General features: G+C 70.1%; 1 protein-coding gene. It reads left to right on the top strand.

Translation table 11 applies throughout. From position 1 onward, the window contains the following. Positions 1-2,725: lonely Cys domain-containing protein (locus tag M2271_RS42340; RefSeq protein WP_280892803.1), on the top strand; the 2,725-nt coding region annotated here is incomplete at both ends.

The raw sequence follows: 2,725 nt of genomic DNA, 5'->3' as shown, positions 1-2,725 counted from the left end.
CGACCCCCGATGTGGAGGCCCTGGCCGCCAAGGTGCTGCACCTCGGCGATTCCCCCGGCCCGTACGACGACGTGCGCCACGCGGAACTGGTGTGGACGATCACGGCCGCGGCGGCAGCGGGACGAAACGTCCACAACCCGATCGCCCTCGCCGCGTACCACCTGCAACTCAACGACATGCTCTCCCCGGACACGCTGATCAAGACGCCCGACAGCGAGGCTCGGGGACGTGACTGGACCCGCAAGCGATCCACGAAGCCGCTGGAAACCGCCTACTATCTGACGTCCCCCGACGGCACCCTTGGCGCGGACTTGGGCGCGCGCACCCCGAAATACACTCCGTGGAACGTCCGTTCCCTCGGCGAGATACCCGGGGAGGCCCTCCCGTTCTTCGTGGTGGCGGACGGCGGACCCGACCACATCGACATGCCCTGGCCGGACGGCACGACCCGCCCGGTGCCCGCCGAGGAAATCGCCGAACTCCTCGTCCACGACACATGGTTGAACATCCGTGCCGCCAACATATCGGTCGCGTTGCTCGTGAGGGGCGCGGACACCGGCAGCAGTGCCATGTCAATGGGCCTCACACGCCGGGAGGCGACCGCGCGAAGCGTGTTCGCGCTGACGGTCCCCTTCGACATACACGACGACCCCGCGACCGGTACCCGCGTCATCGTGGTGACGGCCGACCCCGGGCAGAAGCGCCACTGGGTCCACGACCGGCCCCCGCGCCTGAGGCCCCGTACCGCCGCCGCTGGGCAGGCGTCGGCCGCGCCGACGACCAACGCGCCCGCCGATACCGGTACGCCGACCGCCCACACACCGTCGGACAGCTCGTCCGCCGACGTCGATGCCGGTTCCACGATTGATGACTCGGCCCCCGCCGATCTCGTGACGAACGGCCCGTCCGACACCGCGGTCCCCACCTCCGCTCTGATCACCAACGCGGGCCCGGACCAGAACGCGCCGTCGGGTTCCGCGGCGCAGGCCGTGACCGGCGCGGGGGCCGGAGCTTTGGGAACGGTGGGCTCCGCGCTCGGTGCCGCGTTGCCGCAGGCCCTGCCGGCCCGGTCCCAGGTCACCTTCGCGAGGGACTCCTCGGTTCTCGACGAACGTCAGCGTGATCGCGTCGCCGATCTGGCACACCAGTTGATCGAGGTCGGCACGCGGGACGCGCTGGCCGATATCTCGCTGCCCCGGATGGCCGTGACCGGGCACAGCGGCGGCGCGGCGTCCGCGAGGGGCCGGGGCGGCCGGGGGGTCTCCGACAGGGCTCGGGGTCGGGTCGACTCCGTGGCAGGTGCGCTCCGGGACAACGTCCGTGCGTTCCTCCGGCGAGCCCATCAGGACGCGCCCCCCGGCGCCCGGCTGCCTGACCGCACCGACTTCGCGATCAGCACGGACGTACGGGATGTACGCAGCGGTGGCAGGGACCGGCCGGAGCGGGTGACGGTCGAGGTCACGCGGTCGCGTTACTCGGAGGCTGTGGAGCGGCTGGATGCGCTGCGCAGGGCGGACTCCGATCCGGCGGTGAGTGGGGGGTTGTTCGCCCCGGAGCCGTTGGTGCGTCGCGTCCTGCATCTGGGTGCGGATGATCATGTGGGGAGTGGGCAGCGGCGGGAGCTGTACGCGCTGGTGAATGAGGCGATGGCGGCCGGTCGGGCGAACAGCCTGGCGGAGCTGGGCGTTTACCACCTGGCGAAGCATGGTGCGCTGTCCTCGGGCAACAGGATCAGCTCGCCGAGTGGCAGGCGTGTGGGCCGTGATCTGACGGGGAAGCCGGTTTCGAAGCTGGAGACGCGTTCGTACACCCTCCAGGCGGAGGGTGGTCCTCCGGGCCGGCCCATCGACGGGCTCTGGCATCGCAAGGCCGGGGCGAAGCCTCCGTATGTGGTGGTGGCCGAGGGTGGTCATGATCATGTGATGGTGTCGTTGTCGGGTGGCTCTCCCCGGCGGGTGCCGATGGATGAGTTCATCGGGTTGTTGGCGCTGGATCCGGATCTGGCGGGTCTTCCCGCCGATGTTCCGGTGGTGCTGGTGATTCCGGGTGCGGGTGCCCAGGGTCTGGAACTGCCGCGCGGGGCCGCCGCGAAGTTGGGCAAAACGGTGTGGGCGCACAGCGGCGCTGTGGGGACGCAGACCGACCCGAAGACCGGCGTGAGCCAGATCGTGGTGACCGACCCGCGGAAATCCCGTAAGCCGCTGGGGGACTGGTTCCCCGGGCGTCCGGGTGATCTGCGGCCGGAGGATCTGGAGGCCGCGAAGGACGGCTTCGTCCGTACGACCGACGGGACGCTCATCCCGGACAGCTCGATCAAGACGGCGACCCTGGCGCTCGACGGAGACACCCACGGTCGCGCCAGCTTCACCGACGCGGACCTGGCATCGAGGGAAGAGGCCTTCCGGCACCTTCCCCAGGCCAAGAAGTTCCTCACGCGCGACCCTGTCACCGATCAGCAGGTGGGTAGCGCCCAAGATGTGCCGTGGGCCGGGCTGAAGGCGTACTTCTCGACCGGGCACGCGCTGCCCATGCGGTTCATCGTCGAGGATCTTGAGAGCCGGTCCTGGTGGGTGGACGGTGACGAGTACGGGCGCTATCTGACACGGCGCCCCAGTGTGCGGCGGCTGGCTCCCGAAGATGTGATCGTGGGCATGTCGTGCTTTGCCGACGCGGTCGCGGACGGTTTCCCGGATGCCGGCGACCTCGGCCGTGACACCTCCGCCTT

Source organism: Streptomyces sp. LBL (assembly GCF_029893585.1).
In the GTDB taxonomy this organism is placed as follows: Bacteria; Actinomycetota; Actinomycetes; order Streptomycetales; family Streptomycetaceae; genus Streptomyces.
Note: the sequence above shows the minus strand (reverse complement) of the source record. Positions and strands in the feature narration are given on the sequence as shown.